Source organism: Micromonospora sp. WMMC273 (assembly GCF_027460285.1).
In the GTDB taxonomy this organism is placed as follows: Bacteria; Actinomycetota; Actinomycetes; order Mycobacteriales; family Micromonosporaceae; genus Micromonospora; species Micromonospora aurantiaca.
Genome location: NZ_JAPZBE010000001.1, coordinates 6,420,811 through 6,442,224, shown reverse-complemented (window position 1 = coordinate 6,442,224; position 21,414 = coordinate 6,420,811). Strand labels below are relative to the sequence as shown.

The following is a 21,414-nucleotide window of genomic DNA, read 5'->3' as shown; positions in this document are numbered from 1 at the left end:
CGCTTCAGCCCGCGCGCAGTTCCTCCACCGAGGTCGCGGCGCGCAGGAACAGCAGGCCGGCCACGACCGTGCCCAGCACCGCCGCCAGCCCGCCCGCCGCGAGCCAGGCCAGCTGATCCCACGGTACGTCCGGCGGAACGGTCGTCTTCGGCACCCATTCGGTACGGGTGTACCGCGCCGCGGTGGCCGGGTCGCCGCACAGTTCCGTGCCGGCGTCGCAGATCGTCCGCGTGAAGCCGCCGTTGCTCGGTGCCGGCATGACGCCCCGGACCAGCAGGTAACCGACCGTCAGCGCGAGCCCGATCGCCGGTACGGCGGGGGCGAGCGCGGCCCAGAGCAGCGACCGGCCGATGGTGGCCCGTGGCACGCCGGTCGCCACCTGCGCCGCGTACGCCCGTCGCCGGCTGGTGATCCCCTCGACCACCGCTACGAGCAGCCCACCGCCGGCGATCGCCATCGCGACCACTACCGCGAGGTCGACCAGGTCCATCGCGCCGAGGTAGAAGCCCGGGTCGGCCAGTCCGGAGCCGGTGCGGCGGGTCACCTCGGCCTCGGCCTGGAAGTCGGCACGCAGTCCCGCGGCACCGGCGCCGAAGATCAGCGCGGCCAGCAGCGCGGCGAAGGTGCGGCTGCCCGCCCACGGGTCGGCGGCCAGCCGGCGGGCGGCGAGCAGGGCGGCCGGGCCGCGTCCGTGCCGGTGCAGCAGCCGGCCGGTCTGGTACGAGATCCAGCCGGTGCCCGACACCACGCCGATCATCGCGGTCAGCCCGCCGACGACGAGCAACGTCGGCACCGGCCAGTCGGGGGCCACCGCGCCACGCCGCTCGTACCAGAGCAGGAGCGGGCGGATCGCGGCGAACATCGCCAGCGCGGCGAGGATGAGCACGCCCGGCCACGGCCAGGGCGCCCGGGTGCGGACCCGGCGTACGACGCCGAACGGGGTGGTGGTGACCCGCCGCAGCAGCAGCGCGCTGACCAGCGCGGCCACCAGCGGCAGGCCGAGCACCACGGCGGCCACGGCCACCGGCGCCGGACGCACGTCGGTGGGCAGCGGCAGCCGCCCGTCGGCGTCGGGCCGGTGCAGCAGCCGGCGCCCGGCCAGGAAGACGGCCAGGCCGACGAGGGTGCCGAGCAGGCTCGCCACGCCCGTCTCGGCGACCGCGACCCGGGTGACCTGCCCGGGGGTGGCACCGGCCAGCCGGAACGCGGCCAGCCGCCGGTCCCGGCCGGGCGCACCGAGGCGGGCGCACTGCCCGGCCAGTCCCAGCACCGGTACGCAGAGCAGCAGCACCGCGAACGCGACGCCGGGACGTAGGCCGGGTTCCCGCAGCAGGGCGTTCGTGTACTGGTCGGACTGCGTCCAGGCATCGCCGGGCGGCTTCACCACCGCCAGCACTGTCAGCGCGGCCAGCCCGGCCACCGTCGCCAGCGCGGCGCTCACCGCGGTGAGCACCACCCGGGCGATGTCGGTGCGGGTGCCTGCAAGCGCGAGCCGCAGCAGCGTGCCCGGCCTCACCGTGATCCGCCCGGCAGCGCCGGGTCGAGCCCGAGGCCGGTGTGGTCGACCATGCCGTCGCGCAGGCTCACCTCCCGGTCCGCGTACGCGGCGATGCGCGGCTCGTGGGTCACCAGCACGACTGTGGAGCGCTGCTCGCGGGCCAGCCGGACGAGCTGGGTGAGCACCTGCTCGCCGGCCAGCGTGTCGAGCGCGCCGGTCGGCTCGTCGGCGAAGATCACCCGGGGTTCGGTGACCAGGGCGCGGGACAGCGCGCACCGTTGCTGCTGCCCGCCGGACATCTCGCCGGGCCGGACGTCGGCGACGTCGGCCACACCGAGCCGGTCCAGCCAGGAGAGCGCCGCCGTCCGTGCCGCTCGCCGCCCCGTGCCGGCGAGCAACAACGGAAGGGCGACGTTCTCCGCCGCGGTCAGCTCGGCGACGAGCTGGCCGAACTGGAACAACACCCCGAATTCGGTACGGCGCAGCCGGGAGCGGGCCGCCTCCGGCCACGTGTCGATCCGTTCACCGCGCCAGGTGACCTGACCGGCGTCGGGACGCAGGATGCCCGCCAGGCAGTGCAGCAAGGTGGACTTGCCGCATCCGCTCGGCCCGGTGACCGCGAGGATCTCGCCTTCGGCCACGTCGAGCGTCACGCCACGCAGCGCGGGCGTGTGGCCGTACGCGCGGACCACGCCGCGCGCTTGCAGGAACGTCACGAGTGCACCTCCCGGTGCCAGTCGGCGACCCGGTCCAGGGTGGTGTGCAGCCACCGGAGGTCGGCGTCGAGGTGGGCGATGGCGAAATCGGCTGCGACCACCTCGTCGAGGCGGGCACCGGGGGCGGCCTTGAGCGCTGTCAGCTCACGCAGCCGCTGCGTGTGCGCCCGGCGCTGGGCGATCAGGTAGCCGCGGGCCTGTGCGGCGTCTGCTACCAGCAGCGCGACGACCACCTTGGCGAACAGCGTGCTCGCCACGTACGGCATCGGTGGTTCGACGGTGCCCAGCCAGTGGTCGAGCGCCGCCCGCCCGTCGTCGGTGAGCGCGTAGGCGGTCCGGTCCGGGCCGCCGTCGCGTTCCTGACCGGCCGGCACGACCAGGCCGTCCCGGTGCAGGCGGGCCAGCGTCGCGTAGACCTGACCGAAGGCGAGCGGCCGGGCCCTGGGCAGTCGCTCGTCGTGCGCGCGCTTCAGCTCGTAGCCGTGGCGTGGCCCGGCGGCGAGCAGCCCGAGCAGGACGTGCTGAGTGGACACCTCCCTTACTATTCGCTGAATGAATAGTGCTGTCAAGAACGGCCCGCGCGGGACAACGCGGGCCGTTCGGATCAGCGGGTCCAGGCCGGATCGCGTCCGGCCCGGCCGAGCAGCGCGTCCATGCCGTCCGGTGCCGCGTCGGTGGGCACCGGCGGGCCGAACGCGCCCATCTTCTGACCCGTGTCGCCCATCCGGTCCATGAACTCGTGCCCCGCCGCCACCACGGCCGGGTCCACGCTCAGCCCCTGACCGGTGGCCCGCGCCAGATCCCATCCGTGAACGGTGAGGTCGATCAGCGCCATCGAGCCGACCGTCTCCTGTGGCAGTCCCATGCCGGGCGACACGCCCTCCTGCGTGGCCGGGTCGGACCACGCCTCGGTGAGCCGAATCGTCTCGGTCGCGAACCGGTCCCGCCAGCCGTCGGTCAGATGATCGGTCTTGCCGGACCAGTCGACCTCCTCCCGACGCGCCAGCGCCTGGAAGTTGACCACCACGTCGAACAGGTGATTGAGCAGGTCGCGCACTGTGTAGTCGGGGCAGGGCGTGGGCAGGGCGAGCTGGTCGTCCGAAATGCCCCGCACCACCGCCGCCGTACGCGGCGCCGCGACGGCGAGCAGCTCACTAGTCTTCGTGCTCATAGGGGCAGCGTATGAGGGCGGTCTTGAAGAAATGCGACACGAACCGCGACGTGACAACCGGGGCATCCTCGATCCCGTCCGGCTGCGGCAGCAGGTCCGGTTCCGGCGCCGGGTGGCCGCGCCGGCGTTGCGCCAGTGGGTGGAGCACTACTGGCTGATCGACTGGGACCTGGACGAGCCGTTCGAGCAACGGGTGGTGCCGCACCCCGCCGTGAACGTGGTGTTCCAGGCGCAGGAGGGCGCGCCCGAACAGGGCGAGATCGCCGGCGTCGACACCGGCCTGTTCGCCGTCACGCTGCACGGAGCCGGCCGGGTCTCCGGCGTCCAGTTCCGCCCGGGCGGTTTCCGGCCGTTCTGGCGGCGCCCGGTCGCCGAGCTGACCGGCCGGCGCGTGCCGATTCCCGACGGGCCGGTCTGCCCGGGCACCGACGACGAGCGCTGCGCGAGCCTGGACGCCCTGCTGACCTCGTGGTCGCCGGTCGCTGATCCGCTCAACGCGGAGGCCACCGCCCTGGTCGAGGAGATCCGCGCCGACCGGACCGTGCTGCGGGTGACCGACTTCGCCCGGCGGCGGGCCGTCTCCGTCCGCCGGCTCCAGCGCCTCTTCCTGGACCACGTCGGCGTCGGTCCGAAGTGGGTGATCCGCCGCTACCGGCTCCAGGAGGCGATCGAACAGGCCGCCGCCGGGCCGCTCGACTGGTCGCGGGTCGCCGCCGATCTGGGGTACGCCGACCAGGCCCACCTGGTCCGCGAGTTCACCGCCGTCGCCGGGGTCTCACCCGCGGCGTACGCCCGCTCGCTGGCCGCCCTGCGACAGTGACGCGGCACGGGCCGCGCCGATGCGGGTCAGCGGCGGCGGACCGCCACCACCGCCACGTCGTCGTGGATCTCCGGCGGGGCCAGCTCGACGAGCAGCCGGCGGCAGAAGTCGTCCAGGTCGTCGTCCACCCGGGTGGCGGCCACGCCGAGCGCCGCCATGCCGTCGTCGATCGTGGCGTCGCGCCGCTCGATCAGCCCGTCGGTGTAGAGCACGAGCGTGGCCCCGGCGGGCAGCACGAACTCGAGGTCGGGCGGGCGCGGCGCGCGTACGCCGAGCAGCGGCGCGGACTGCGTCACGAACTCGACCCGCCCGTCCCGGCTCAGCAGTGCCGGCAGGTGCCCGGCGCTGGCCAGCCGGACCAGCCCGGTCGGCGGGTGGAGCAGCAGGACGCAGATGGTGGCCAGCTCGGCCGGCAGCAGGTTGCGCATCAGCTCGTTGACCCGGTCCAGGATCACGCCCGGCTGGTGCCCCTCGACCGCGTACGCCCGCACCGCGTGCCGCAGCTCGGCCATCACGGTGGCGGCGTGCAGCGAGTGCCCGGCCACGTCACCGATCGCCACCAGCAGGTGCCCGTCGAGCATCACCAGCTCGTAGAAGTCGCCGCCCACCTCGGTCTGCGCGCTCGCCGGCTCGTACCGGACGGCCAGGTCCAGGCCGTTCACGTCGGGCAGCCGCTGCGGTAGCAGGCTGCGCTGCAACGTCACAGCGATCCGGTGCTCCTCGTCGAAGGACCGCTGCGCCTCCACCGCCGAGGCGACCGCCTGGGCGAGTTGCACCAGCACCGGAGTACGAACGGTCTGGGTGGCGGTCGGCACCACCACGTACAGCGGGGCCCGGTCCTCGCGCAGCCGGGACGCGGCAACCGTCACGGTGTCGCCGTCCGGCCAGCCGGCCAGCGCCCAGTTGGCCGGTTCGTCGACGCGTACCCGGGTGCCGATCGGCACTCCGGTGTCGTCCACCACCCACGGCACGATGGTGGCCGGCGTGTGCGGGTCGGACGCCACTCCGGCCAGGCAGTCCCCGTCGAACGTCTCCGCGACCACCGCCGCCGGGGCCTTGAAGATCCGTGCCGCGCCGCTCGCGGCGGCCTCCAGCAGCCGGACGAAGTTCGGTGTCGCGTGCATCTCCACTGTGGCGTCGGCCAGCGCGGCGAGCCGTTCGGCGAGCTGCTCGGCCCGCCGCCGGGCCTGGTAGTAGCGCAGCACCGCGTGGGCGGTGGCGACCAGTTCCTCCGGCTCGATCGGCTCGGCCAGGTAGGCGTCCGCGCCCCGGGTGAGGCCCTGCGCCCGGTCCACCACGTCGACGGCGTGCGCGGAGACGTGGATGACCGGGATCGACTGGTTCTCCGCCTTGATCCGCTCGCACACCTCGAAACCGCTCATGTCGGGCAGCCGTACGTCGAGCACCACGAGGTCGATGTGTTCCCGGGCCACCCGGTCCAGCGCCGACGTGCCGTTCTCGGCCTCGACGGTGATGAAGCCGGCCCGGGTCAGCCAGTTGACCAGCAGATATCGCTTGGGGCCGCTGTCGTCGACCACAAGCACGGTCACCGGCCCGCCGTCCACCGTCACGCTCCGCCCACGGGGAGGGCCACTGTGAACGTGCTGCCCCGGCCGGCTTCGCTGGTCAGCACCAGCGTCCCGCCGAGCAGCATGACCAGCCGTCGCGCGTACGGCAGACCGAGCCCGGTGCCGCCGACCCGGGTCGTGCCGGGCACCTGGTAGAACTCCTCGAAGATCCGTTCGTGCAGCTCCGGCGGAATGCCCACGCCGGTGTCGGTGACCGACAGCGTCCACTGGTCGCCGCGGCGCTCGGCGCGCAGGCGTACCTCGCCGCGCTCGGTGAACTTCAGCCCGTTGTGCAGCAGGTTGCGCAGCACCTGGGCGAGCAGCACCTCGTCCGACCGCACAGTGGCCGGGGCCGGCGGTTCCTCGACCACCAGCTCCACCTCGGGGCGGGAGGCGAGCGCCCGCAGCGTGCCGCGCAACTGCCCGAACACGGCGCGCAGGTCGACGTCGGACCAGTCCGGCTCGATCCGGCCCGACTCCGCCTTGGCCAGGTCGAGCAGCTCGTTGACCAGCCCCAGCAGGTCGCCTGCCGAGGAGCGGATCAGCCCCACCTGGCGGGCCTGTTCGCCGGTGAGGGGGTCGGAGGCGGAGTCGGCGAGCAGCCGGGCCAGGCCGATGATCGCGGTGACCGGGGCGCGCAGCTCGTGGCTGACGTTCGCCAGGAACCGGCTCTTCGACTCGCTGGCGGCCCGCAACTGGGCGGACTTCTCGTCCAGCTCGGCGTAGAGCGCCACCACACCGCGGTTGGTCTCCTCCAGCTCCTCGGTGAGCTGGTTGTAGAGCGCCATCACGCCCCGGTTGGTCTCCTGGAGTTCGGAGTTGAGCACCGCCAGCTCGTCGCGCTGGCTGCGTACCTCGTCGAGGGCGGCGATGAGCTGCGCGTTCTGGGCGGCCAACTCGTCCAGCGCGGAACCCGGCGCGCGCTCGGCCAGCTCGGCGCGAAGCTCGGCGGCGCGCTCAGCCGTCAGCTCCTCGGCGTGGTCGGGCACTCGTCGGGACATCCTCACGACCGTATCGCCATCGACGGCCACCACCCGCAACGTGTCCACCAGACGCGCGACGGCGCCGGACTGCGGCTCGTACCGTCCGCCGGGGAGCGGACGCAGCGGCGACAGGTCCACCTGGAGGACCAGGCGGCCCACCGCGTCGCGGTCGAGCGCGAACGTGACGTCCGCGCCGTCTGCCCCGTGCAGCAGTTCCCGGGCCACCTCGCTCAGCGCGGTGGCGATCCGTACCTGGTCCTGGTGCTCCAGCCCGACCGCCGCGGCCACCTCCCGGCCCCGCTGCCGGACCAGGAAGATGTCCTGCTCCACCCGGAGCGCGAGGTGCAGGAGGGGTCCGGTCATGCCGCCCCCCGGGCCACCAGGACGCAGGCGTCGTCGCGGCGGACGCCGGCGTCACGCAGCAGCGTCGCGGCGGCCAGCAGCGGGTTGCGCCCGGCGAGCCCGGGATAGTCGTCCAGGTCCCAGCGATCCACCACCCCGTCACTGTGCATGACCAGGGTGGCGTCGCGCGAGAAGGGGTAGTCGTACCCGCGGATCGCCGGACGCTGGTGCCCGGCGATGCCCGGCAGCGAGACCAGCCCGCGCCGCCGCTCGCCCGGCGCCACGATCATCGCGGCGATGTTGCCGAGCCCGGCGTAGCGGAGCACTCCGGCGGCCGGATCCGGTTCGGCCACCGCGAGCGCGGCGCCCCGGGTGTGCGACATGGCGGCGTGCAGGTGCCGTACCACCACGTCCGGCGGCCCGTCCGGCGCGGAGCGGAACGCGGACACGGCGGCACCTGTGGCGGCGGCGGCGAGCGGTCCGTGGCCCAGCCCGTCGGAGACCAGCACCTGCCGCCGGCCGTCGACCTGGCGGACCGCGTACCCGTCGCCGCTGCTCTGCTCGCCGGTGATCGGCCGGGCCAGCCCGGCCGCCCATTCCGGCTCCGGCGGTGCGGTGTCCCAGACCTGGACGACGAGGACCGTGCCCCGGCCCGGCGCCGAGTAGCCGTCGAACCGGCTCGACTGCCGGGTGATCGCGCCGAGCCCGATGCCGAGCGTGCCGGCGGTGGAGTGGCCGTCGACGGAGGAGAGCGTGAGGTCGGCCATGCCGGGGCCGGAGTCGATGGCCACCAGCTCCACCCCGGCGTACTCGCCCCGGCGCGCCGGACGCATCAGCAGCGTGCCCTCGCGGGCGTGCTTGACCAGGTTGCTGGTGAGCTCGGCGGTGACGATGGCCAGATCCGCGACGCGCGCCGCGCTCAGTTCGAGCTGCCGGCCGAGACGTTCGGCCGCCCGGCGTACGCTGCCGGCGGTCGCGCCGGTGTCGACCCGGAACCAGATGCCGTGGTCGGGCACCACGTCGGCGGTCATCGTGACCACTTGGTGACGGTGATCCGCGTCCCCTCGCCGACAGCCGTCCGGATGTCGAAGTCGTCGACGAGCCGGCGTGCGCCGCTCAGTCCCAGGCCCAGCCCGCCGCCGGTGGTGTAGCCGTCGGTGAGCGCCAGGTCGAGGTCGGGGATGCCCGGTCCCTCGTCGGCGAAGACGATCCGCACGCCGCGCCGGCGGCCGTCTTCCACGGTGCTCACCTCGGCGCTGCCCCCGCCGCCGTAGATCAGCGTGTTGCGGGCCAGCTCGCTGGCGGCGGTGACGAGCTTCGTCTGGTCGACGAGGGAGAGCCGGGCCGCGACGGCTGTGGTACGCACCAACTGCCGGACCCGCACCACGTCCTCGTCGCTGCGGATCGCCTGGGTCGCCGGCACACCCAGGTCGACGCCCGTGGTCATGCCGTCGCCGTCGTCTCGGTGTCCTCGTCGTCGGCCGCCTCGTCCCAGTCGTCGGCGCGGCTGGCCGCGATCAGCTCCATGCCGCGTTCGACGTTCAGCGCGGTACGGATGCCGTTGAGCGACAGCCCCAGCTCGACCAGGGTGATGGCGACGGCCGGGCGCATGCCGACCACCACCGTCTCGGCGTCCAGCACCTTCGAGATGGACGCGATGGTGGACAGCATCCGGCCGACGAAGGAGTCGACGATGTCCAGCGCCGTGATGTCGATGATCACGCCGTGGCAGCCGGTGGCGACGATCCGCTCGGCCAGGTCCTCCTGCAACTGGATCGCCGTCTGGTCGGACATGTCGACCTGGATGGAGACCAGCAGGATGTCGCCGATCTTGAGGATCGGCACGCGTTCCATCAGGACTCCCGCCGCGGGCGGCGAGCGGTGGTCTCGACCCCGGTCAGGCGCAGCACATGGCGCAGCGCGTCGGCGAGGCTCGCCTTGGTGGCGATGTCGCCGAACTCGATGCCGAGGGCGACGATCGTCTGGGCGATCTGCGGGCGGATGCCGGAGATGATGCAGTCGGCGCCCATCAGCCGGGCGGCCACCACGGTCTTGAGGATGTGCTGCGCGACCTGCGTGTCCACCGCCGGTACGCCGGTGATGTCGATGATCGCGTACGGCGAGCCGGTGTCGACGAGCGTCTGCAGCAGCCGCTCCATCACCACCTGGGCGCGGGCCGAGTCCAGCGTCCCGACCAGCGGGACGGCGACCACGCCCTCCCAGAGCTTCACCACCGGGGTGGACAGCTCCAGCAGCTGCTCCGCCTGGTCGGCGATCAGGCTCTCCCGGGCCCGGACGAACGTCTCGAACGTGAACAGGCCCATCTGGTCGACGAGCGCGGAGAAGGCGACGAAGTCGCGCAGGGTCTCGTCGCCCTTCTCCTTCTCCATCAGCTCCAGGAGGGCGTCCTTGCACGCGAACACGCTGATCGCGGTCTCGGTGGCGGAGAATCCCTGGCGGGCCCGGTTGGTGGACAGCTCGGACAGCACCGCCCGCAGCTCACCGCCGTGCTCGTCGGCCAGGTCGGAGACGCCCTGACTGGCGGCGTCGACAAGCGCGCGGTGCAGTTCCTGGACCTGCCGCGCCAGCTCGGCCCGGCTCAGGCGGCCGCGCAGCGAACTCGCGACGATCTCGGTCCAGCGGTTGGTCAACCGGTCCGCGTGCTGACTGAGCAGGTGGGCGAGCCGACCACCCTGTTCGGCGCTCAACGCCATGCTGACCTCCCTGATTTGGACGGGCGGACTCTATCACCGGAGGCTGACGCGGTACTTGTCGCGGAGCAAAGAATGATCGACCGCACCTGTGACCGCTCCCGTTCTGCGCGGCGCGCCCAACGTGGGATACCGTTTCCCCGAACACAGGAGGTCGACGAATGTCCTTGACGGTGCACACGGAACAGCGCGGCGACGTGGTCGTCGTGTCGGTCGCGGGCGAGCTGGACATGGCCACGGCACCGCAGCTCCAGGACCAGATCACGGATCTGCTGGACAAGGGGCGCAGCCGCCTCGTCTTCGACCTGGCCGATGTCTCGTTCTGCGACTCCACCGGCCTGTCGGTGTTCGTCCGGGCGAAGAACAACTGTGACGAGGTCGGCGGCGTGGTCCGGCTGGCCGCCCCGCAGCGCGGCGTGCTGCGCATCCTCGAGGTCAGCGGCCTGGTCGAGGTGCTGCACACGTACCCGACGGTCGAGCAGGCCGTCGCGGGCGATCCCACCCCGGCCTCCTCCTGACCGATCCCGCTCAGCGCTCGTCCTCGATGTAGCGGGGACGGGCGATCACCATGCCCGCCGCCGTCTGCACGGCCAGCGCCACCAGCAGGAAACCGATCGGGGCGGTCCAGCCGCCGGTCGCCTCGTAGAGGATGCCCACCAGCAGCGGTCCGAGCGCCGCGATCACATACCCGGTGCTCTGCGCGAACGCGGACAGCGCCACGGTGCCCTCGGCGGTCCGGGCGCGCAGCCCGATCGTGGTCAGGATGAGCGGGAACGCGCCCTGGCCGAGCGCGAGCAACAGCACCCACAGCGGCGCCAGGCCGCGCGGGGCCAGCGCCAGACCGGTGTACGCGGCGGCGGAGAACACGGTCAGCGACAGCACCAGCGGGCGCAGCGTGGCCAGCCGGCCGGCGAGCGTCGGCATCATCAACGCCACCGGCACGCCCAGCGCGGTCACCCCGGCCAGCAACAGCCCGGCTGCCTCCGGCCGGTAGCCGGCGTCCCGGAAGAGCTGGGCCAGCCAGCCCATGATCGCGTACCCGCTGAGCGACTGCGCCCCGAAGTACACCGCCATGGCCCAGCCGAGCCGGGTCCGGGCGGGCTGCACCCGGGCCGGGGCGGCGACGACCACCGCCGGGGGCGCGTTCCGTCGTGCGGCGCGCAGCGCCAGCGGCACCCACGGGAGTACGGCCAGCGCGGCCAGCCCGGCCCAGATGCCGAGTCCGGCCCGCCAGGAGCCGAACGCGTGGGCGATCGGCACGGCTGCGGCCGCGGCCACTGTCGTGCCCACCGTCAGGGCCATCGTGTACGCCCCGGTGACCAGTCCCGTACGGTGCGGGAAGTGCTGCTTGACGAGCATCGGCAGCAGGATGTTCGCCACCGCGATGCCGGCCAGCGCGAGCGCGCTGGTGAGCACGAAGACGGCCGCCGAGCCGGTGACCGCGCGCAGCACCTGCCCGGCGGTGAGCGCCAGCATGGCCAGCACCAGCACCCGGGGCGCGGCCCAGCGGCGGACCAGCCACGGGGTGAGCGCGCCCAGCCCGGCGAACGCGATGGTGGGCAGCGTGGTGACCAGGCCGGCCATCGCGCCGGACAGCCCCAGCCCGACCCGGATCTCGTCGAGCAGGGCGCCGAGGCTGGTTACCGCGGCCCGCAGGTTCAGCGCGACGAGCAGCATCCCGGCGAGCACCAGCAGACCGCCCCGGAGCGGGCCGGCCGCAGGGGCGGGGCCCGCCGCGGGGGTGACGCCCGGTGCGGGCACTGTCGCGGCGGGCGCAGGTGGCGGAGTCATGACCTCGAACCTACAATCATGGGATGAATTTCGGCATGAGGTGTAACCGGTGACACCCGCCCGGGATTCCGTCGCCGCTCCTCCGCGCGGCCACCGGGTCCGCCAGACGATCGAGCAGCTCCGGGAACGGATCCTCGGCGGCGAGTGGCCGGTCGGTGGGCGCATCCCCACCGAGCCGCAACTGGTCGCCGCGCTCGGCGTCGGGCGGAACACCGTTCGCGAGGCGGTCCGGGCGCTCGTGCACGCCGGGGTGCTGGAGTGCCGGCAGGGCTCCGGCACCTACGTGGTGTCGACGGACGAACTGGCACCGGTGGTGGCCCGCCGGCTCACCGACGACCGGATGACCGAGGTGATCGAGGTCCGGCGCGCGTTCGAGGTGGAGGCCGCCCGGCTCGCCGCGCTGAGGCGTACCCCCGAGGACCTGGTGGCGCTCGACGGCGCGCTCGCGACCCGGGAGGCCGCGTGGCGCGGCGGCCGGGTGGACGATTTCGTCGAGGCGGACGCCGCGCTGCACACGGTCGTGGTGGCGGCCGCGCACAACGCCATGCTCGCCGAGCTGTACGCCTCGGTCGGAGCCGCGCTGCGCAGCACCGTGGCCCAGGCGATGGGCGAGGCGCTGACCCCGGAGCGGTACGTGGACCACGGGCGGCTGGTCGAGGCGATCCGGGCCCGCGACCCGCAGCGGGCGGCGATCGAGGCCGGTGCTTTTCTCGAAGGGCCCGCCGGGGAATAGGTTGTCCCCGACGCAGACTCATCAGGGCACGGGAGTACGGATGCTCAAGGGCTTCAAAGACTTCATCATGCGCGGCAACGTCGTCGACCTGGCGGTCGGTGTCGTCATCGGCGCCGCGTTCACCGGCGTGGTTACCCAGCTCACCAAGTCGTTCCTGGAACCGCTGGTGCGGGTGTTCATCGCGCTGATCACCGGCAGCAAGAACGGGCTCACCGGCTCGACGCCGACGTTCCGTGAGATCCCGTTCGACTGGGTGGCCTTCGTCAACGCGGCGATCACGTTCCTGCTCACCGCGGCGGCGCTGTACTTCCTCGTCGTCTACCCGATGAACAAGCTCGCCGAGCGGCGCAAGCGCGGCGAGGAGCCGCCGCCGTCGGCCCCGAGCGAGGAGGTCAAGCTGCTCACCGAGATCCGCGACGCGCTGCTCGCCGGCAACCACGGCACCCCCGGCCAGCGCAGCGCACTGGACGACGTGCTCGGCCGCCGGCAGGAGCCGCCCGCGCCGCGCTGACGCCATAGCCGATCGGCCCTCGCGGGAATCCCGCGGGGGCCGACGTGTATCGAACACATGTTCGATAGAGTCCGGGCATGGAGCAGCGTAGGCACTGGTGGAACGGGAAATGGGGACGCCTCGCCCGGCGTGACGTCTTCCTCCGGGTGGACGGCGACCGCTGGCACGTGGAGCAGCGGGCCGGCGGCGCCGAGGGGGTCTCCCGGTTCTACGAGCACGCCAGCGTCGAGGAGGCCGAGGAGACGGTCCGCGCGCTGCTGGACGGCACCGACACCTGGCGCGAGCTGTCCCCCCGCCCGCCGGGCGGCTGGGCCCCGTCCGTTTAGCGCCCGCGCGCCCCGGGAACCGCTTCTGCATGAGCCAGCAGCAGGACACCGTCTCCCGGGTCACCACCGGCATGCGGGTGGTCGACTCCGCAGGCGTCGAGGTGGGCACAGTCGATCTCGTGCAGCGCGGCGACCCGGCCGCGGTGACAGTGCAGGCGCCCGCCCCGGTCGACCCGGGCAGCAGCCTGGACGAGCTGATCGAGTCGGCGGCGGCCGAGGAGCCCGACGTACCGGCCGACCTGGCCGCCCGGCTGCTGCGCGACGGCTACCTCAAGGTCTCCACCGAACTGGTCCGCACCGGCGCGGTCTACGTGCCCGCCGACCGGATCGGCGCGGTGAACGACGGCGCGGTACGCCTCACCGTCCCGGCCACGGAGCTGCCCGCCGAGGAGTGACGCCGACCTCCTCCGCCTCGACCGGTGTGGCCTGACCCGGCACGGACGGGGCCGCGCGGCGGCGGAACAGCAGCAGCATCAGCCAGCCCGCGACCAGTCCCCAGAACGCGCCGCCCACCCCGAGCAGGCTCACCCCGGAGGCGGTGACCACGAACGTCACCACCGCCGCCTCCCGCGCGTCCGGCTGGGCGACCGCCGCCGTGACCGCTCCGGCCAGCGCGCCGAGCAGGGCGAGCCCGGCGACGGCCTCGACCAGCACCGGCGGGGAGAGCAGCACCAGGGCGGTCGCCACGCCGGCGCCCAGGCCGAGCAGGGCCAGGCCGATCCCGGCGGTGACCGAGGCGATCCAGCGCCGCTCCGGGTCGGGGTGGGCGTCCGGGCCTGCGGCCAGCGCGGCGGTGATCGCGGCCAGGTTGACCGCGTGGCCGCCTGCCGGGGCGCCGAGCACGGTGGCGAGCCCGGTCACCCGCAGCGCGGAGCCCAGCGGGGCCCGGTAGCCGTACCCGGCGAGCACTGCGGTGCCGGGCACGTTCTGGGCGGCCATGGTGACCAGGAACAGCGGCAACGCGAGCCCGACGACGGCGGGCAGCGTCCAGGCCGGCGCGGTGAACGCGACGACGGGTGCGGCGTCCAGCCGGGCCGGGCCGGTGGTGGTGAGCGCGATCGCGACCACTGCCACGGCGAGCGCGCCCGGTACCGCCCAGCGGCGGGCGAACCGGTGCAGCAGCAGCCAGACCAGCACCACCGGCCCGGCCAGCCGGGGCACCTCGACCAGGGCGCGTACCGGTGCCGTACACAGCGGCAGCAGCACCCCGGCGAGCATGGCGGAGGCGATCGGGGCCGGGATCGCGGCGACCGCGCGGCCGAGCGCGGGGATCAGCCCGGCCGCGACGATCAGCAGGCCGGCGAGCAGGAAGGCGCCGACCGCTGCGGGCCAGCCGCCGGGGACCGGCCCGGTGGCCACGAGCAGCGCCGCGCCCGGCGTGGACCAGGCGATGGCGAGCGGCAGCCGGTGCCGCAGGCCGAGCCAGACCGCGCAGGCGCCGCTGGCGACGCAGAGCGCGAGCAGGCCGGAGGCGGCCTGGTCCGGTTCGGCGCCGACCGCGCGCAGCCCGGCCAGGACGACTGTGAACGAGCTGGCGAATCCGACCAGGGCGGTCACCACGCCGGCCAGGACGGGTTGGAGCCGGCCCCCCATGCTCTCCTCCTCCGGCCGTTCCGTTTACGGAACGACACGGTGTAGCACGATAGCCCCCATGACAGCCGCCGCACCAGCCGACGACCGGGGCGCCCTGGAGGTGGGCCGGCGCATCCGCTCGCTCCGCAGCGAGCGGGGCATCTCCCTGTCCGAGCTGGCCCGCCTCGCGGGCGTCGGCAAGGCCACGCTCTCCGGCCTGGAGAACGGCGTGCGCAACCCCCGGCTGGAGACCCTGTACGCGATCACCGCGCAGCTCGGCGTACCGCTGACCGCCGTGCTCGCCACGCCCGACCACGCGCCGACCGTACGCGGGGCCGCGGTCGGCGCCACGCTGCTGGAGGTGTTCGACGACCGGGAGGCGACCTACGAGCTGTACCGGATGCGGGTCGCGCCGGGGCCGGCGCAGCTCTCCCCCGCCCACTCCGACGGCGTGACCGAACACGTGACGGTCTTCTCCGGCGTGCTCCGCGCCGGCCCGGCCGACGCCCCGCTGACCGCCGGTCCCGGGGGCTACCTGCGGTGGACCTCCGACGTGCCGCACACCTACGCGGCGGTGGGCGAGGAGGAGGTCCACGCGAGCCTCCTGCTGCGCTATCCTCGTCCGTCCACACCGGACAGTTGACGTATACCCAGGATGCAAGCTGATGACATTTCTTTCAGCAGACCCGCCAGCGCGTGCAGACGCGGACCCGTTCTTCTTGGCAAGCTTGTCCTCATGACGCTCATCCTCCGCTCGGCCATCCTCAACGACGTCGGCCTCGTCCGGACCAACAACGAGGACTCCGCCCTCGCCGGTGACCGCCTCGTGGCGGTGGCCGACGGCATGGGCGGGCTCCCCGCCGGCGAGGTGGCCAGCGAGATCGTCATCCGGATCCTGGACGAGCTGACGCCGCCCACCGGCGCCGACGAGGCGGCCGACGCGCTGCGCGCCGTCGTCAGCACCGCGAACCAGCGCATCCGCGCGGCCATCACGGTGGACCCGGCCCGCGACGGCATGGGTACGACGCTCACCGCCGCCCTGCTCGCCGGCGACACCCTGGTCCTGGCCCAGGTCGGCGATTCCCGCTGCTACCTGCTGCGCGACCACGAGCTGACCCAGCTCACCCGCGACGACACGTTCGTGCAGGCGCTCGTCGACCAGGGCGCGCTCTCCCGCGACCAGGCCCGGCACCACCCGCAGCGCTCGCTCGTCACCCGCGCGGTGCAGGGCTCCGACGCGCCGCCCGCCGTCGGCGCGCTCACCGTCTTCCCCGGCGACCGGCTGCTGCTGTGCAGCGACGGCCTCTCCGACTACGTGGAGGACGCCGCCATCGCGGCGGCGCTCGCCACCTACGGGGACCGCCAGCAGTGCGGCGAGCAGCTGGTGAAACTGGCCCACCAGGCCGGCGCGCCGGACAACGTGACTGTGGTCATCTCGGACGTCACCGGGGCGTGAGCGGGCGCCCTTTCCGGTTGCGGACCGCGCCCGGTGCGGTTGGGATGAACGGATGCGCATCCGCCGGCTGGCCGCCGATGAACGACTGACCACCAGCTTCCCGCTCCAGGCGTACGCGTTCGAGGCCTCGCCGATGGGCGCCACCCGCACCGACCAGTTCCGCGCGTACCTGCCGTACAACGCCGGGAACACGACGCTGGTGGCCGAGGAGGACGGGGTCACCGCGGCGGCCGTGTCGGCGATACCGATGCGGCAGAACCTGCGCGGCGCGGTGCTGCCGATGGCCGGTGTCGCCGGCGTGGCCACTCATCCGCTGGCCCGCCGGCGCGGCCACGTCCGCACGCTCATGCAGCAGCTCCTCGACGGCGTGCGCGACGAGGGCCACCAGCTCACCGCGCTGCACCCGTTCCGCGCCTCGTTCTACGAGCGCTTCGGCTACATCGGGCTGCCCCGGCGGCGTACCGCGATCTTCAACCCGGCGGACCTGGCGCCGCTGCTGCGCGCCGAGCTGCCCGACGAGCTGCTCTGGGAGCGGATCGGCGCGGGGTATGCGCGGTGGCGCGCGTACACCGAGCGGTGCCTGCGCGAACGCCACGGCTTCGCGGTCTTCCCGGACTTCCGGGCAGTCGGCCTGCGCGACCGGGACGACCGCTGGCTGGTCAGCGTGGTGCGCGGCGGCGAGACGGTCGGCGCTGTCACCTACCGCATCGACGACCACGCGGGCACGCTGTTCGCCGACGACCTGCTGGTCGACGACGCTTACGCCCGCGCGTCGGTGCTCCAGTTCTTCGCCCGGCACGTCGACCAGGTGGCCCGGATCAGCGTCCAGGTGACCCCCGACGAACTGCCCGAGCTGTGGCTCACCGACCTCGACGTGCAGGTGGAGGCGCGGGTGGCCCGGCCCGACCCGACCGCGCCGATGGCCCGGCTGCTCAGCCTGGACGCGCTCGCCGAGCAGCCGGTCGGGGTCGGCCGGGTACTGCTCGAGGTGGTGGGCGACCGCTGGCTCGCCGGTCGCCACCTGCTCGACGGCACCACGGGCAAGCTCGCGGTGCTGCCGGCGCAGACCGCCGCCGAGAGCAGCGTGCCGACCGCGCGGCTCACCGCCGCCGGGCTTTCCGCCCTGGCGTACGGGGTGCTCGACCCGGCCGAGGTGGTCGTACGCGGACTGGGCGAGGTACCCGTGGACGCGGCCGGTGAGCTGCGCCGCCTCTTCCCCCGCGAACTTCCGCACCTGTTCGCCGACTTCTGACCCGGTTGACGGCACGCGGCCGGGGGTAGGGTCCAGCGCGTGCCGGAGTGGCTGGAAGCGGGATTCTGGGGCCTGCTCGCCGGGTCGGCCCTGCTGATCGGGGCGGCCGTCGGGTTCTTCGCGCGCGTACCGCGCCGGATGACCGCCTCGGTGATGGCGTTCGGGGCGGGCGTGCTGCTCTCCGCCGTCTCGTTCGAGCTGATCGACGAGGCGCACGAGCAGGGCGGCCTGCGGCCGGTGGTGATCGGCGCGGCGATCGGCGCGCTCGCGTACACCGGGGCGAACGTGCTGCTGGCCCGGCACGGCGCGCGGCACCGCAAGCGTTCCGGCGACGAGCAGCCCTCCGAGCAGGAGCAGCCCGGCTCGGGTACGGCCATCGCGGTCGGCGCGCTGCTCGACGGCGTACCCGAATCGGTGGTGATCGGCGCGAGCCTGCTCGCCGGCGGCCCGGTCAGCCTGGTCACCGTCATCGCGGTGTTCCTCAGCAACGTGCCGGAGGGGCTGTCCAGCGCGGCCGGCATGCGGCAGGCCGGGCGTACCCGGCGCTACGTGTTCGGGCTGTGGACGGCCATCGCGTTGATCTCCGGCGCGGCGGCGCTTGCCGGGTACACACTGCTGGGCGGCGCGCCGCCCGAGGTGCTGGCGACGATCACCGCGCTCGCGGCGGGCGCGATCCTCGCGATGATCACCGACACCATGGTCCCGGAGGCGTTCGCCGACGCGCACCTGCTGGTCGGGCTGATCACCGTGCTCGGTTTCCTTGTCGCGTTCGCGCTCTCGCACGCCTGACCGTCGCACGCGGTGCCGTTGGCGCTGCCTGCCGCCGCGCGGTTCCGACTCGGGCTCGGGCTGCGGCTCCGGTGCCGGCTGTAGCTGTGGCTGCGGCGCCGGTGTCGGCTGCGGCTGCGGCTGCGGCGCCGGCTTAGCGGCGGGTTAAGGATCGGCTGTGGAGTCGTGCCGGGGCGGCCGGTCCTCCTAGCATCGGGCGGTGCGCGTGAAGTCGGCTGTCACTCTGCTCGTCCTCGCCCTGGCGACGGCGACGCTGCCCGCCTGCGGCGGCGAGGATCAGGCCGTCGCGCCCGCCGCCGGCGCCGCCGGTTCGTCGGCCAGTCCGGCAGCCGCCCCGTCGCCCACCCCGGACGAGCGTTCGGGACTGGGTAGCGCCCGGCCGAGCCCCACCCCCGCCACCGTGGCGTTCCGCGCCGGCAACCCGGCCGGCCGGGCCGCCGTACCGGCAGAGGCGCGACCGGTGGACACCTCACGCCCGACCCGTACCGTCGGCAGCGGCACCCCGGCGAGCTGCACCTCGGAGGCGGTGGTGAAGGCCGTCGCGGCCGGTGGTCTGATCACCTTCGACTGCGGGCCCGCGCCGGTCACCATCGCCATGAAGGCCACCGCGAAGGTGGTGAACTCGCACGGCCCGCGCGTCGTGCTGGACGGCGGTGGCACTGTCACGCTCAGCGGCGGCGGCAAGCGCCGGATCCTCTACATGAACACGTGCGACGAGGCGCAGGGCTGGACCACCTCGCACTGCCAGAACCAGGACCACCCGCGGCTCACCGTGCAGAACCTGACGTTCGCCGACGGGGACGCCACCGGCGAGCGGACCGAGGGCGGCGGGGGCGGCGCGATCTTCGTACGCGGTGGGCGGTTCGCTGTGATCAACTCACGGTTCGTCGGCAACCGCTGCGACCGCACCGGCCCGGACCTCGGGGGCGCCGCGCTGCGCGTACTGAGCCAGTTCGAGAACAAACCGGTGTACGTGGTGAGCAGCACCTTCACCGGCGGGGTGTGCGCCAACGGCGGGGCGCTGAGCAGCATCGGTGTCTCCTGGACGGTGCTGAACAGCGTCTTCCGCGACAACCGCGCGGTCGGTACCGGCGCGAACCCGGCCCGGGGCGGCACACCGGGCGGCGGCAGCGGTGGCGCGATCTACTGCGACGGCAACGAATTCGCGGTGCGGATCGCCGGCACGGTGATCGAGGACAACAGCGCGAACGAGGGCGGTGGTGCGATCTTCTTCGTCAGCAACAACCGCACCGGCACCCTGAAGATCGACAGCAGCACCCTGCGGCGCAACCCCAGCCGAGGCTTCGAGACAAGAGGCCACCCCGGAATCTTCTTCCTGGGCGCCCAGATCTCCTGACCCGCCCACACCCGCGCCTCGCCCTGCGCTGCCTCGCGCGGCTCGGCTCGCCTCGTCGATCATGAAGTTGGCGGCCTCCCCGTCGGCGTGTCGTGCCGTCAACCTCATGATTGCCGCCTGAGCACCCGGCCTGCGCACGCCGCTCCCACCCCACCCTGTCGATCATGAGGTTGACGGCTCCGTCATCGGCGTGTCGCCCCGCCAACTTCATGATCACCGAGCAATCCCCGCCTGGAGAGTGGCCGCTCCGCCCTCGCGCCTGCCCCCCTTGGGCTCGGTGATCAAGGGGTTTGTGTCCTGGTTGATCTCTGCGCGCGACACAAACTCCTTGATCAACAGGGCGAGGGCGGGGTAGGGCGAGGCGGGGTGGCGGCGAGATAGGGCGAGGGCGGGGTGGCCCGAGGCTGGAGCCGGATCGGACAGGTGGCGGGCAGGCGAAGGGTGGGGTCAGTAGGGGTTGGGGTGGCCGGGGAGGTGGCCTCTGGCCAGGGCGGCGGGCCGGCCGGGGAGCGTCGGGTCGGGGGACAGCGGCGGGGAGTCGGTGCCGGCCCGAGCGGCCATGCCGGCGAACAACTCCTTCAGGGCGGTCACCGTGTCGATGCTCGGGCTCCACCCGAGTTCGGTCTCGGCGCGGTGGCTGGACATCAGCGGCACGTTCAGCGCCAGGTCGACCCACCCGGTGTCGACGGGTTGCAGCCGCGCCCGCCAGGTCAGCGCCGCCGCGGCCCGCAGCACCGGCACCGCCACCGGCAGCGTCCAGCCGTGGAAGTGCCGGGCCACCAGCTCCGGCGTCAGCACCGGGTCGGCCGCCACGTTGAAGGCGCCGCTCGCCTCCCCCACGACCGCCCGGGCGTACGCGTCCGCCACGTCGTCGGCGTGCACCGCCTGCATCCGGAGCCGCCGGTTCGAGGGCACCAGCGGAATCCGGCCGTACCGCAGCAGGCGCACCGGCACCAGCGGGCCGAGGAAGTAGCGGCTGATCTCCGTACCGGCCTCCCGCTGGAAGATCAGCCCGGGCCGCAGCCGTACCACGCGCAGCTTCGGGTGCTCCCGCTGCACGCCGTCGAGCAGTGCCTCGACCTCCGCCTTGTCCCGGCTGTACGACGACGTCTCCACCCCGGTCGCCGGCCAGTTCTCGCTGACCGGGTGGTTCTTCGGGCCGGGCGCGTAGGTGCCGACAGACGAGGCGTACACCAGGGCCGGAACGGCGACCCGGACGGCGGCCTCGATCACCGCGCGGCTGCCGCCGACGTTTGTCCGGTGGAGCGTGCGCCGGTCGTGGCTGGGCTGGATCTGCCAGGCCAGGTGCACTACCGCCCGCGCCCCGGCGAAGATCCGCACGAGCTGGTCGGCGGCACCGGGTGCACCGATGTCGCAGGAGTGCCACTCCACGTCGTCGTACGGCTCACCGGCGTCCGGCCCGGGCAGCCGGCGGGCCACGCCGACCAGCTCGGTGCCCGCCTCCCGCCGCAGCCGGCGCAGCACCGCCGTCCCCACGTTGCCGGTCGCCCCCACGATCACGATGCGCATGAGGGGTGCGGTACCCGCTGAACCGGGCAGCAACCGCTCACGGACGGGGGTTCGTGTTCAGCGGCAGCCCGCACAGCGTCTGGTTCCGGCCCGGCAGCCAGGCGTGCACCTCACCGCCGGGCCGGCGTACGCCGTCGTCGCCCGGCACCTCGCGGGACGCCGCCACAGCGGCGGTGCTCGTGACTCGCATGGTCGCCCAGGTTCCCCGGCCGCCGCCGTTCACGCCCGGCAACGACAACCCCTGGGGTACGCGGGCGCAGCGCGTACTCCCGTGGTGGTAGCCCGATC

25 protein-coding genes are annotated in these 21,414 nt (G+C 73.8%); 11 read left to right on the top strand and 14 right to left on the bottom strand.

Annotation, left to right across the window (positions count from 1 at the left end; genetic code table 11):
• Positions 1-4: 4 nt before the first annotated feature.
• The 4 genes from O7611_RS30075 to O7611_RS30060 all read right to left on the bottom strand — a co-directional run bounded on the left by O7611_RS30075 (position 5) and on the right by O7611_RS30060 (position 3,385).
• Positions 5-1,516 carry an FtsX-like permease family protein gene (locus O7611_RS30075; RefSeq protein WP_269697989.1) on the bottom strand — a complete coding sequence of 504 codons (1,512 nt, stop codon included), beginning with the start codon at positions 1,514-1,516 and terminating at the stop codon, positions 5-7.
• On the bottom strand, positions 1,513-2,214 hold the full coding sequence (locus O7611_RS30070) for an ABC transporter ATP-binding protein (protein WP_194802091.1): 702 nt from the start codon (positions 2,212-2,214) through the stop codon (positions 1,513-1,515). The genes O7611_RS30075 and O7611_RS30070 overlap by 4 nt, the downstream gene beginning before the upstream one ends.
• A complete protein-coding gene (locus tag O7611_RS30065) occupies positions 2,211-2,747 on the bottom strand; it encodes a PadR family transcriptional regulator (RefSeq protein ID WP_194802092.1) in 537 nt (178 codons plus the stop codon). The genes O7611_RS30070 and O7611_RS30065 overlap by 4 nt, the downstream gene beginning before the upstream one ends.
• Positions 2,748-2,818: 71 nt before the next feature.
• Entirely contained in the window at positions 2,819-3,385 is a 567-nt protein-coding gene (locus O7611_RS30060) for a TIGR03086 family metal-binding protein (protein WP_269697988.1), read from the bottom strand.
• 31 nt (positions 3,386-3,416) lie between these two features.
• On the opposite strand from O7611_RS30060, the gene O7611_RS30055 reads away from it, so the two are divergent.
• On the top strand, positions 3,417-4,205 hold the full coding sequence (locus O7611_RS30055) for a helix-turn-helix domain-containing protein (protein ID WP_194802094.1): 789 nt from the start codon (positions 3,417-3,419) through the stop codon (positions 4,203-4,205).
• Positions 4,206-4,231: 26 nt separating this feature from the next.
• Here the strand turns inward: O7611_RS30055 and O7611_RS30050 are convergent, their stop codons facing one another.
• Genes O7611_RS30050 through O7611_RS30025 form a run of 6 tightly spaced genes read right to left on the bottom strand, consistent with a single transcriptional unit; the run spans position 4,232 to position 9,812 of the window.
• Positions 4,232-5,770 carry a SpoIIE family protein phosphatase gene (locus O7611_RS30050; RefSeq protein WP_269697987.1) on the bottom strand — a complete coding sequence of 513 codons (1,539 nt, stop codon included), beginning with the start codon at positions 5,768-5,770 and terminating at the stop codon, positions 4,232-4,234.
• Positions 5,771-5,772: 2 nt separating this feature from the next.
• Positions 5,773-7,119, bottom strand: a complete 1,347-nt coding sequence (locus tag O7611_RS30045; RefSeq protein ID WP_269697986.1) for a sensor histidine kinase — start codon at positions 7,117-7,119, stop codon at positions 5,773-5,775.
• Positions 7,116-8,129, bottom strand: a complete 1,014-nt coding sequence (locus O7611_RS30040) for a SpoIIE family protein phosphatase (RefSeq protein WP_194802205.1) — start codon at positions 8,127-8,129, stop codon at positions 7,116-7,118. Before O7611_RS30040 ends, O7611_RS30045 begins: the two co-directional genes overlap by 4 nt.
• Entirely contained in the window at positions 8,126-8,545 is a 420-nt protein-coding gene (locus O7611_RS30035; RefSeq protein ID WP_120572138.1) for an ATP-binding protein, read from the bottom strand. Before O7611_RS30035 ends, O7611_RS30040 begins: the two co-directional genes overlap by 4 nt.
• Positions 8,542-8,952 carry an STAS domain-containing protein gene (locus O7611_RS30030; protein ID WP_194802097.1) on the bottom strand — a complete coding sequence of 137 codons (411 nt, stop codon included), beginning with the start codon at positions 8,950-8,952 and terminating at the stop codon, positions 8,542-8,544. The genes O7611_RS30035 and O7611_RS30030 overlap by 4 nt, the downstream gene beginning before the upstream one ends.
• A complete protein-coding gene (locus O7611_RS30025; RefSeq protein WP_194802098.1) occupies positions 8,952-9,812 on the bottom strand; it encodes an STAS domain-containing protein in 861 nt (286 codons plus the stop codon). The genes O7611_RS30030 and O7611_RS30025 overlap by 1 nt, the downstream gene beginning before the upstream one ends.
• A 158-nt stretch (positions 9,813-9,970) precedes the next feature.
• On the opposite strand from O7611_RS30025, the gene O7611_RS30020 reads away from it, so the two are divergent.
• Positions 9,971-10,327, top strand: coding sequence for an STAS domain-containing protein (locus O7611_RS30020; protein WP_194802099.1), 357 nt, complete (start codon positions 9,971-9,973; stop codon positions 10,325-10,327).
• A 10-nt stretch (positions 10,328-10,337) separates the two neighbouring features.
• On the opposite strand, the gene O7611_RS30015 is transcribed toward O7611_RS30020, so the two are convergent.
• Positions 10,338-11,600 (bottom strand): MFS transporter, encoded by a 1,263-nt coding sequence (locus O7611_RS30015; RefSeq protein WP_269697985.1) that lies wholly within the window; start codon positions 11,598-11,600, stop codon positions 10,338-10,340.
• Between the two features lie 49 nt (positions 11,601-11,649).
• Between O7611_RS30015 and O7611_RS30010 the strand changes: the two genes are divergently transcribed.
• From O7611_RS30010 to O7611_RS29995, 4 genes are all read left to right on the top strand, one after another.
• Positions 11,650-12,333 carry a FadR/GntR family transcriptional regulator gene (locus O7611_RS30010; RefSeq protein WP_194802100.1) on the top strand — a complete coding sequence of 228 codons (684 nt, stop codon included), beginning with the start codon at positions 11,650-11,652 and terminating at the stop codon, positions 12,331-12,333.
• A gap of 40 nt (positions 12,334-12,373) precedes the next feature.
• Entirely contained in the window at positions 12,374-12,844 is a 471-nt protein-coding gene (gene mscL, locus O7611_RS30005) for a large conductance mechanosensitive channel protein MscL (protein WP_120572143.1), read from the top strand.
• A 77-nt stretch (positions 12,845-12,921) separates the two neighbouring features.
• Positions 12,922-13,170, top strand: coding sequence for a hypothetical protein (locus tag O7611_RS30000; RefSeq protein WP_026268772.1), 249 nt, complete (start codon positions 12,922-12,924; stop codon positions 13,168-13,170).
• A 29-nt stretch (positions 13,171-13,199) separates the two neighbouring features.
• Entirely contained in the window at positions 13,200-13,565 is a 366-nt protein-coding gene (locus O7611_RS29995) for a hypothetical protein (protein ID WP_194802101.1), read from the top strand.
• Here the strand turns inward: O7611_RS29995 and O7611_RS29990 are convergent.
• Positions 13,528-14,763, bottom strand: a complete 1,236-nt coding sequence (locus O7611_RS29990; RefSeq protein ID WP_194802102.1) for a benzoate/H(+) symporter BenE family transporter — start codon at positions 14,761-14,763, stop codon at positions 13,528-13,530. The two genes, O7611_RS29995 and O7611_RS29990, sit on opposite strands and share 38 nt — an antisense overlap.
• 58 nt (positions 14,764-14,821) lie before the next feature.
• Between O7611_RS29990 and O7611_RS29985 the strand changes: the two genes are divergently transcribed.
• The 5 genes from O7611_RS29985 (at position 14,822) to O7611_RS29965 (ending at position 19,596) form a co-directional block, all read left to right on the top strand.
• Positions 14,822-15,385, top strand: coding sequence for a helix-turn-helix domain-containing protein (locus tag O7611_RS29985; protein WP_194802103.1), 564 nt, complete (start codon positions 14,822-14,824; stop codon positions 15,383-15,385).
• Positions 15,386-15,478: 93 nt separating this feature from the next.
• Positions 15,479-16,198 (top strand): PP2C family protein-serine/threonine phosphatase, encoded by a 720-nt coding sequence (locus O7611_RS29980; protein WP_194802104.1) that lies wholly within the window; start codon positions 15,479-15,481, stop codon positions 16,196-16,198.
• 52 nt (positions 16,199-16,250) lie between these two features.
• Entirely contained in the window at positions 16,251-17,450 is a 1,200-nt protein-coding gene (locus O7611_RS29975; protein ID WP_269697984.1) for a GNAT family N-acetyltransferase, read from the top strand.
• Positions 17,451-17,489: 39 nt separating this feature from the next.
• Positions 17,490-18,239, top strand: a complete 750-nt coding sequence (locus O7611_RS29970; RefSeq protein WP_194802106.1) for a ZIP family metal transporter — start codon at positions 17,490-17,492, stop codon at positions 18,237-18,239.
• 205 nt (positions 18,240-18,444) lie between these two features.
• Positions 18,445-19,596 carry a hypothetical protein gene (locus O7611_RS29965; protein WP_269698188.1) on the top strand — a complete coding sequence of 384 codons (1,152 nt, stop codon included), beginning with the start codon at positions 18,445-18,447 and terminating at the stop codon, positions 19,594-19,596.
• A gap of 447 nt (positions 19,597-20,043) precedes the next feature.
• Here the strand turns inward: O7611_RS29965 and O7611_RS29960 are convergent, their stop codons facing one another.
• On the bottom strand, positions 20,044-21,126 hold the full coding sequence (locus O7611_RS29960) for an NAD-dependent epimerase/dehydratase family protein (RefSeq protein WP_269697983.1): 1,083 nt from the start codon (positions 21,124-21,126) through the stop codon (positions 20,044-20,046).
• Between the two features lie 37 nt (positions 21,127-21,163).
• Positions 21,164-21,316: a hypothetical protein gene (locus O7611_RS29955; protein WP_194802215.1), complete on the bottom strand. Its 153-nt coding sequence runs from the start codon at positions 21,314-21,316 to the stop codon at positions 21,164-21,166.
• Positions 21,317-21,414 lie beyond the last annotated feature (98 nt).

What these genes read in the sequence shown, in the direction of transcription:
- O7611_RS30060 (WP_269697988.1), bottom strand. Translation starts at nt 3,385, where the DNA reads ATGAGCACGAAGACTAGTGAGCTGCTCGCCGTCGCGGCGCCGCGTACG.
- O7611_RS30055 (WP_194802094.1), top strand. Translation starts at nt 3,417, where the DNA reads ATGCGACACGAACCGCGACGTGACAACCGGGGCATCCTCGATCCCGTC.
- O7611_RS30045 (WP_269697986.1), bottom strand. Translation starts at nt 7,119, where the DNA reads ATGACCGGACCCCTCCTGCACCTCGCGCTCCGGGTGGAGCAGGACATC.
- O7611_RS30040 (WP_194802205.1), bottom strand. Translation starts at nt 8,129, where the DNA reads ATGACCGCCGACGTGGTGCCCGACCACGGCATCTGGTTCCGGGTCGAC.
- O7611_RS30035 (WP_120572138.1), bottom strand. Translation starts at nt 8,545, where the DNA reads ATGACCACGGGCGTCGACCTGGGTGTGCCGGCGACCCAGGCGATCCGC.
- O7611_RS30030 (WP_194802097.1), bottom strand. Translation starts at nt 8,952, where the DNA reads ATGGAACGCGTGCCGATCCTCAAGATCGGCGACATCCTGCTGGTCTCC.
- O7611_RS30025 (WP_194802098.1), bottom strand. Translation starts at nt 9,812, where the DNA reads ATGGCGTTGAGCGCCGAACAGGGTGGTCGGCTCGCCCACCTGCTCAGT.
- O7611_RS30020 (WP_194802099.1), top strand. Translation starts at nt 9,971, where the DNA reads ATGTCCTTGACGGTGCACACGGAACAGCGCGGCGACGTGGTCGTCGTG.
- O7611_RS30015 (WP_269697985.1), bottom strand. Translation starts at nt 11,600, where the DNA reads ATGACTCCGCCACCTGCGCCCGCCGCGACAGTGCCCGCACCGGGCGTC.
- mscL (WP_120572143.1), top strand. Translation starts at nt 12,374, where the DNA reads ATGCTCAAGGGCTTCAAAGACTTCATCATGCGCGGCAACGTCGTCGAC.
- O7611_RS30000 (WP_026268772.1), top strand. Translation starts at nt 12,922, where the DNA reads ATGGAGCAGCGTAGGCACTGGTGGAACGGGAAATGGGGACGCCTCGCC.
- O7611_RS29995 (WP_194802101.1), top strand. Translation starts at nt 13,200, where the DNA reads ATGAGCCAGCAGCAGGACACCGTCTCCCGGGTCACCACCGGCATGCGG.
- O7611_RS29990 (WP_194802102.1), bottom strand. Translation starts at nt 14,763, where the DNA reads ATGGGGGGCCGGCTCCAACCCGTCCTGGCCGGCGTGGTGACCGCCCTG.
- O7611_RS29985 (WP_194802103.1), top strand. Translation starts at nt 14,822, where the DNA reads ATGACAGCCGCCGCACCAGCCGACGACCGGGGCGCCCTGGAGGTGGGC.
- O7611_RS29980 (WP_194802104.1), top strand. Translation starts at nt 15,479, where the DNA reads ATGACGCTCATCCTCCGCTCGGCCATCCTCAACGACGTCGGCCTCGTC.
- O7611_RS29975 (WP_269697984.1), top strand. Translation starts at nt 16,251, where the DNA reads ATGCGCATCCGCCGGCTGGCCGCCGATGAACGACTGACCACCAGCTTC.
- O7611_RS29960 (WP_269697983.1), bottom strand. Translation starts at nt 21,126, where the DNA reads ATGCGCATCGTGATCGTGGGGGCGACCGGCAACGTGGGGACGGCGGTG.
- O7611_RS29955 (WP_194802215.1), bottom strand. Translation starts at nt 21,316, where the DNA reads ATGCGAGTCACGAGCACCGCCGCTGTGGCGGCGTCCCGCGAGGTGCCG.